This window comes from Synechococcus sp. BA-124 BA4, from assembly GCF_034931165.1.
The window spans coordinates 20,401-27,116 of the sequence record NZ_JAYGIA010000014.1; the positions used below are offsets into that span (position 1 = coordinate 20,401).

Here is a 6,716-nt window from a genome sequence, read left to right on the forward strand (position 1 = left end):
CCCACACTATGTTCGACCCCTTTCTCGACGAGCTTCAGGCCGCGATCCAGGCCCGGGGCGCCCGAAGCCTTCCGATCCCCGAAGGTCTGGAAGAGCGTCACTCCGCCAAGGGCACCAGCGTGATCCGCAGCTGGCTCTGGCAAGTGCCTGGCATCCGGCGCTGGCGGGTCACCAGGCTCGACGCAGGAGAGAGCCTGCAGGTGCTCAACTCCGTGGCCTATCCCGATTTTTGCCGGGATCAGCCGTTGCTGGGCATCGATCTGCTCTGGTTCGGGACGCGACAGAAGTTGGTGGCTGTGCTCGATTTTCAGCCTCTGCTGCAGACGCCGGAGTACCTGGAGCGCCATCTCACAGGCCTCAGGCAGCTGCACGATCTGTTCCCCGATCTCAGCGGCGACGAAGTCATGCGCTCCTACGATCCCCACCAGTATTTCTCTCCCTGGCTGTTGTTCTGCCGTGGGAACGCCGAGCACGCCAAAGGTTCATTGCCAGATGCGTTCACGGCATTCCTCACCCGCTACTGGGCGCTTAACGATGCACACCAGAGCGGTCCTGGTCTGGAGCCCAAGGAGGTGCGCCGTCTCCAGACCGCCTACGACATCTACAGCGCCGAACGGGATCCGGCGCACGGTCTATTCACCAGCCACTTCGGCAAAGCCTGGTCGGATCGCTTTCTGAATGAATTCCTGTTCCCCGGCTGTGAACCGGATGCGGTTCATCCCCCAGAGGTTTCCCCATGACGACCCCTCCAGCCCCGCCCCAGCCCTGCAGCCTCGATCCCGTCGTGCTGGACGGCTGGCGCTGGGCTCCGTTCCTGGACCATGCGGTGGAGGCTCTTCAGCCTTTCCATCCCGTGGCCTATCCAGTGGAAGAGCCGTTCCTCCGACAGGAGGGCGCTACCGGATCGAAAGCGAACCCCGTACCAGTGACCACGGCCACTTGGGCGTGCAGCACGGACAAACTGCGCCAGGTTCGGGCCGCCTGTGTGGAGGCAGGGAATGCAGCCTCGGTGCTGAACTTCGTGATCAATCCCTCCAGTGGGTTTGATCTTCCCTTCTTCGGTGCCGATCTGGTCACACTGCCGTCGGGCCATCTGATCGCCCTGGATCTTCAGCCCGCCCTCAAAACCGACACCCAGCACACCTCAAGGGTGTGGGAGCGGTTGCTGCCGCTCTGGGAACACTGGCAGAATTTCCTTCCCTCGGGGGGGCCGATTCCCACTGAGGCCGAGCCCTACTTCTCTCCGGGGTTCCTGTGGACCCGGCTGCCCCTGGGGGATCCAGGAGACGATCTCATCATCAAGGCGGTCTTCCCGGCCTTCGTGGCTTATCTCGATCTCTACCTTCAGCTGGTGCGAGAAGCCGACCCCGTCGACGACGAGAGACGCCAGGACCTGCTGGCCGGCCAGCAGCGTTATGTGGCCTACAGGGCGGAGAAGGATCCGGCGCGGGGCATGCTCACCCGGTTCCACGGCGTGGAGTGGACCGAGTCCTACATCCACGGGGTGCTGTTCGACCTCTGAGGTCAGCACGTGTCGGCGGGAAGGAGGCTCGTTCAAGACTCCACCCGCCGGTGGAGAGACTGACCCGTGGTGTCAATCACAACATCAATCGTCGATTCGACAGACGCAGAACATCTTGGTGAGGGGGCTGGCTTTGCTGGCTTCAGTCCCTGAGGGCACCAGGGTCACCTCAAACCACCATTGGCGTCCGTCATCGCTGCGCCGTTGCACCTTATAGCTCTGCATCTCCCGATCCCTCAGGGCCAGAACGAGGGCGTCGCCACTGCAACCTGGGCAGGCCACCATCACGTCGTCCAGTCCCTCCGCTGTGATCAGGTAGCTGGGCATTGGAATGGTGCGCACCCGGCAAACCTCTCACGCAAGGCGGCCCACAAAGCCACCGACAGGACAGAAGTTGTAACTTTTGCCACACACCTGCCTGATCCGTCAGCTAGTCTTTACGAAACGTAACGATCGGATGACGTCTTCCCCTGATCTGGCCTCGCTCTACCAGCTGCTGGCCAAGGAGTCGCGCCCCATCCTGCCCTCCGGGGAGCAGCGCGCCATCCTGGGCTGCGGCTACGTGGGCAAAGCTGTCGCCAAAGCCTGGAGGCATCAGGGACATGAACTCTGGGGAACCACAACCCGCCATGAGCGCTTGAACGAGTTAGCCGAAATTGTTGATTCACCAGTCGTTTGTGATTTCACAGATTCTAGCACCAGCCTCGAATTCACCAGCAATCTTGACGGAATCCTTGCATCTTTCGCGCCTTCCAAGAATTCTCAGGTTGATATCAGTCAATATCGGGAGACATTCCTTGGTGGCCTTGAGTTATTGATTGAGGCACTCAAGCGTCGCACAAGTGAATCGCCACTTCATCTGGTACACCTGAGTAGCTGCGGTGTTTACGGAAATCGGCAAGGTGCGTTGACCAACGAGACAGACGCTATCGATGCACGTCATCCGGTAAATCAGGTTCTGGCAAGAGCCGAAGAGATGATTCAATCTGTCCGTTCCGAGAAGATCAACGTCTGCGTTCTTCGTCTGGGAGGCATCTATGGCCCTGGACGTGACATCCCTGGTATGCTCCTCTCTGCTGCTGGTGGTATTGTTCAGCGTAATGGGCAAAATGTTCCTTGCTGGATCCACCTTGACGATATTGTTCGGGGTGTGAATTTTGCTTTTGAGCACAACCTTAATGAGGTCTACAATCTAGTGGATGATACTCAGTATACAGGCCAAGAGCTGACGGACCGCTTGTGCGAACAGGCTGGCCTGCCGCTGGCCAAATGGCTGACAGTCGACACATCCGATCGTGTGCTGAACGCCAGAGTGAGCAATGCAAAACTCAAGCAACTGGGCTTCACGTTGACTCAGCCTTCCATGGTGGATTGATAACGACGTTCAACCCAGCGAGACAGCTGATGCTTTTCATCGTATTCAATCATCAGATGCACAAAGCGCTGGGGACTTAACAGGCAGCCAAAGTTAAGTTCAAATGGTCCTTGGGGCAGGCTATCTGGCAGGTTACACAACAAATTGTCCTGAAAAAAGCCGTCAGCGTCGTATTTCTGAAAAGTTCTGGCATCGAATCCAGGAATACGCTTATGTTGGGGTGCCTGGTCGGGCCACTTTCCCGGTTGCAATTCCTGCTCGACCCCAGGCCAACCGGCCACTGCCTGAAATAGGTCTCGTTGCGATTCTGGGTTGTCCCGCACTGGATCCGGGCAGGCTCGCTGACACCGAAAGGGTGTTGCTGCCACGGACTGCAGAATCATGCTTAGATCATCCTGCCGATGATAGAGAGCGATGATCATTGACCGGGAACGGGAGCTGAAAAAGTTAACTTCATGGCCTGCACGGCCAGCACTTCCGTCCATTTCCAGGCTCGACTGACCAGCTGTATCTGGAAAATGCCAACAGTTGTTACTCAGATTATAGCTATGCCTATACAAGGGAAACTTGCGTTCTCCGTTGGAGGCAAATCGCAAGCCTGTTCCATGCCAAAGTCCCGTATTGGGATCTGAAAAGCGGATCGCATACATTGATCCAGCTGGATCGGATTCTCCATGGGTCAGATCCATTCCTGTGCTCTCTCGCCCATACCAAGTCGTCACTCCTTGCCAGTCACCATCAAAACTGGCTCGCATCAGGTCCCACTGACGAGCAGCTCCTGCGTTGCTCTGATTCGAGGTGATATCCACGGTAGTCAGATCAGGGCCTGGCTTGTCATCGCCTGATTCTCTCATGACGAACAGACGTCGAGCTGGTCGTTGTCCCTGGTGGGGGTGGAGTTCTGAAGTACCGGCTCAGAGTGGAAAAGCAGCATCGCCTGTCTGAGCAGGCGCTCATCCCTTTGCTCAGATGAGACTAGAGGGCCTGTTGGTCTGCTTCTACTGATTCACCTCAGTGGCAATCCGTACGCCTACGCGTCCGGGACGACACAGGGGCCTTCCGTGGAGATCAGTCATGCCCTCCCAGAGAGGGCAGTTTCGGCGAAACACAAGTGGTCCGCTGCTGGCGTCGATGGATACCGCTGGAATCCTTTGGCACCAGGCGACTGGGGACACGGTGGCTGGGAAGGAGGAGTGGATGGCGAGCCAGCCAAAAGCCTTTCGACCAAGCGTTCCTCCTCACCCCTGGCGACGGGCAAGCGATCCTTTTGCCGGCGTGCATCGCTCGACACGGGGAGTTCGGGCCTGCCGGGTGGCCACGATGGCAGCATGAACGGCTTCCTGAAGCACCGAGCGGGCCATGGCTGGCACCAACGATCTGGATCCCGCGATCTCTGCAGCCGGCGAACCCATCAGTGAAACGGAAGCCCTGAACCGGCTTCGCCAGAACGACGATCAATCCCACCAGTACTACGCGGCTTGGTGGTTGGGCCGGATGCGAAGCCGCCATCCTGAGGCGGTGCCCCTGCTTCAGGCCGCACTGCGGCGGCGCCAGCCCCGTGAGGCAACGTCCCTCGTGGAACAGAACGCCGTGGCCCGCAATGCGGCCCGGGCCCTCGGGAAGCTGGGGGATCCGCAAGCGATTCCCGATCTACTTTCCACAATGGATGATGATGATGATGGTCTACGGGAAGCTGCTGCCCGCGCCCTGGGTGAACTAAGGGCGGAAGAGGCCGTTCCCCTGCTCTGCCAGCGACTGGCCAGTGGTGTCACTGGGGCCGGGGCCCCCCAGGCGTCCGGCAACCCACGGCTCAGAGAGCCCTGCGAGGCGATGCTGGAAGCCCTCGGGGACATCGGTGTCAGCGATCCAGGCGTGCTTGTGGTGATCGAACCCTTTCTTGCCCATGACCGACCTCTGATCCGCAGTGCCGCTGCTCGGGCCCTGTTCCAGCTCACGGGGGATGAACGTTGGGGCCGACGCCTGGTCGAACTGCTGGCGCATCCACAGCTCCAGGTACGCCGTGCTGCGCTGATGGACCTGGGTGCCGTCGGTTGGCGCCTTGCGCTCGAGCCGATCCGGAGCACCCTGGCTGAAAACAGTCTGAAACTGATCGCCCTACGGGGACTTGTGGAAAACGGCCAAGGTCCCCCTGACACGGAGACTGTTCTGATGGCTATGGACGACTTGCTTTGAGTAAGACACCACCCAGCTCTACAGGCCTGCTGAAGAGCCTCATCGCCGGGGTTGAGGGAGCCGTCAGCGCCGACGGACTGCAAAAGTCGACAGAGGCTCTGGCCCATACTCTTACCAGGCTGGCGAAGGTGGATAGCGATGGCTCCGGGCTCGGAGATCCCGAGGCCCAGGATGTGATTGAGTGCCTGCTCCAGGTTCTTGGATTCAACAATCCAGGAGCCGCCGTGGCCGCCGTGGATGGCCTCATCGCCCTGGGCCCGGCCGCCGTGGGCCCCCTGCTGGCCAATCTCGATGCCCACAACTACGGCGCCCGGGCCTGGGCCGTGCGGGCCCTGGCGGGTATCGGCGACACCCGTGGGCTAGACGTCCTTGAGGACGCCCTGGCCACCGACGTCGGCCCCAGCGTGCGCCGGGCCGCCGCCAGGGGGCTGGGGACCCTGCGGCTGGAGACCCTGGCCGAGGAGCAACGGCAGCAGGTGCGTGAGCGCTGCCTGGGGGCCCTTGAGAGCGGCCGCCCAGACGGCGAGTGGGTCGTGCGCTATGCCGTGGCGGTGGGCCTCGAAGGGCTGGCCCTGCCCCTGCCCCCGGGCCATCCCCACAGCGATCGGGCCGAGGCGAGCCTGGCGCAGCTCCTGGATCCGGAGCTGGAGGACACGCTGGTGGTGCGCCTGAGGGCCGGTGTGGCCCTGAAACGACTGAACGCCCGATGACCACCCCCCCTGAACCGCCCGCCCCTGTCGCCATGGAACGCCCCACCAGCCTCCTGTTCGTCTGCCTCGGCAACATCTGCCGCTCCCCGGCCGCCGAGGGGGTCTTCCTGCACCTGATCGCTCTCCACGGCCTGGAGCACGCCTTCACGGTGGATTCCGCCGGCACCGGTGACTGGCACGTGGGCCGCCCCGCCGACGCCCGCATGCGCAGTGCCGCCGCCCGGCGGGGCATCGTCCTGCCCAGCCGGGCCCGCCAGATCACGGCCGACGACCTGGGCCGCTTCGATCACGTGCTGACCATGGACCGGCAGAACCTGGAGGCGGTCCGAGGCCTGGTCGGGCCCGGTGGGGCCCCGGCCCGGATCACGCCGCTCACCAGCTACTGCCGCCGCTACCGCGTCGAAGAGGTGCCCGATCCCTACTCCGGCGGCGCGGAGGGCTTCGATCGGGTGCTCGACCTGCTGGAGGACGCCTGTGGGGGCCTGCTCGAAGCCCTGGGGGCCGAAGCGGCCGGGCGCTAGGGGACCCCAGGGCCAGGCCAGGCATCCTCGGGCACCCGCTCGCGGAACAGATCCACCAGACGCTCGATCACGGCATCGATTCCCAGGCCATCGGTGACCAGCTCCACCGCATCGGCCGCCTGCCGCAGGGGGGCTTCGGCCCGGCTGGAATCCAGGTGATCCCGCTCGGCGATCTGGGCCTCCAGTTCCGCCAGGGCCGGCACCGCGAAGCCGCGCTGGGCCAGATCCGCCGCCCGGCGACGGGCCCGCTCCGCCACCGTGGCGGTGAGGAACACCTTGCACTCGGCCTCCGGGAAGACGGCGGTGCCGATGTCGCGCCCCTCCGCCACCAGGCCGCCGCGCCGGCCCATGGCCTGCTGCTGGCGGGTGAGGGCCGCCCGCACGCAGGCGTGGGC

Annotated in this window: 9 protein-coding genes; 6 read left to right on the forward strand and 3 right to left on the reverse strand. The window is 62.6% G+C overall.

Annotated elements, in window-relative coordinates; translation table 11 throughout:
- Window positions 1-8: 8 nt before the first annotated feature.
- Together VB734_RS02540 and VB734_RS02545 are read left to right on the forward strand one after the other, a co-directional pair.
- On the forward strand, window positions 9-740 hold the full coding sequence (locus VB734_RS02540) for a 15,16-dihydrobiliverdin:ferredoxin oxidoreductase (protein ID WP_323204974.1): 732 nt from the start codon (window positions 9-11) through the stop codon (window positions 738-740).
- On the forward strand, window positions 737-1,522 hold the full coding sequence (locus VB734_RS02545) for a phycoerythrobilin:ferredoxin oxidoreductase (RefSeq protein WP_323242906.1): 786 nt from the start codon (window positions 737-739) through the stop codon (window positions 1,520-1,522). The genes VB734_RS02540 and VB734_RS02545 overlap by 4 nt, the downstream gene beginning before the upstream one ends.
- A gap of 84 nt (window positions 1,523-1,606) precedes the next feature.
- On the opposite strand, the gene VB734_RS02550 is transcribed toward VB734_RS02545, so the two are convergent.
- Window positions 1,607-1,864 carry a hypothetical protein gene (locus VB734_RS02550; RefSeq protein ID WP_323242907.1) on the reverse strand — a complete coding sequence of 86 codons (258 nt, stop codon included), beginning with the start codon at window positions 1,862-1,864 and terminating at the stop codon, window positions 1,607-1,609.
- Between the two features lie 115 nt (window positions 1,865-1,979).
- On the opposite strand from VB734_RS02550, the gene VB734_RS02555 reads away from it, so the two are divergent.
- The gene (locus VB734_RS02555) at window positions 1,980-2,897 is read left to right on the forward strand and encodes an NAD-dependent epimerase/dehydratase family protein (protein WP_323242908.1); all 918 of its coding nucleotides are present in this window, start codon (window positions 1,980-1,982) and stop codon (window positions 2,895-2,897) included.
- On the opposite strand, the gene VB734_RS02560 is transcribed toward VB734_RS02555, so the two are convergent.
- Window positions 2,876-3,706 carry a hypothetical protein gene (locus VB734_RS02560; RefSeq protein ID WP_323242909.1) on the reverse strand — a complete coding sequence of 277 codons (831 nt, stop codon included), beginning with the start codon at window positions 3,704-3,706 and terminating at the stop codon, window positions 2,876-2,878. The two genes, VB734_RS02555 and VB734_RS02560, sit on opposite strands and share 22 nt — an antisense overlap.
- A gap of 550 nt (window positions 3,707-4,256) precedes the next feature.
- On the opposite strand from VB734_RS02560, the gene VB734_RS02565 reads away from it, so the two are divergent.
- The 3 genes from VB734_RS02565 to VB734_RS02575 all read left to right on the forward strand — a co-directional run bounded on the left by VB734_RS02565 (window position 4,257) and on the right by VB734_RS02575 (window position 6,321).
- Window positions 4,257-5,090, forward strand: a complete 834-nt coding sequence (locus tag VB734_RS02565; protein ID WP_323242910.1) for a HEAT repeat domain-containing protein — start codon at window positions 4,257-4,259, stop codon at window positions 5,088-5,090.
- 128 nt (window positions 5,091-5,218) lie between these two features.
- Window positions 5,219-5,800 carry a HEAT repeat domain-containing protein gene (locus tag VB734_RS02570; protein ID WP_323242911.1) on the forward strand — a complete coding sequence of 194 codons (582 nt, stop codon included), beginning with the start codon at window positions 5,219-5,221 and terminating at the stop codon, window positions 5,798-5,800.
- Complete coding sequence (locus VB734_RS02575; protein WP_323242912.1) at window positions 5,797-6,321, forward strand: low molecular weight protein-tyrosine-phosphatase; 525 nt, start codon at window positions 5,797-5,799, stop codon at window positions 6,319-6,321. Before VB734_RS02570 ends, VB734_RS02575 begins: the two co-directional genes overlap by 4 nt.
- Here the strand turns inward: VB734_RS02575 and VB734_RS02580 are convergent.
- On the reverse strand, window positions 6,318-6,716 hold a 399-nt coding region (locus VB734_RS02580), incomplete at its 5' end, for a (d)CMP kinase (RefSeq protein WP_323242913.1). The genes VB734_RS02575 and VB734_RS02580 overlap by 4 nt on opposite strands.

Excerpts from the sequence above, each read along its gene's own strand:
- VB734_RS02565 (WP_323242910.1), top strand. The coding sequence starts at position 4,257 with ATGGCTGGCACCAACGATCTGGATCCCGCGATCTCTGCAGCCGGCGAA.
- VB734_RS02540 (WP_323204974.1), top strand. The coding sequence starts at position 9 with ATGTTCGACCCCTTTCTCGACGAGCTTCAGGCCGCGATCCAGGCCCGG.
- VB734_RS02545 (WP_323242906.1), top strand. The coding sequence starts at position 737 with ATGACGACCCCTCCAGCCCCGCCCCAGCCCTGCAGCCTCGATCCCGTC.
- VB734_RS02575 (WP_323242912.1), top strand. The coding sequence starts at position 5,797 with ATGACCACCCCCCCTGAACCGCCCGCCCCTGTCGCCATGGAACGCCCC.
- VB734_RS02555 (WP_323242908.1), top strand. The coding sequence starts at position 1,980 with ATGACGTCTTCCCCTGATCTGGCCTCGCTCTACCAGCTGCTGGCCAAG.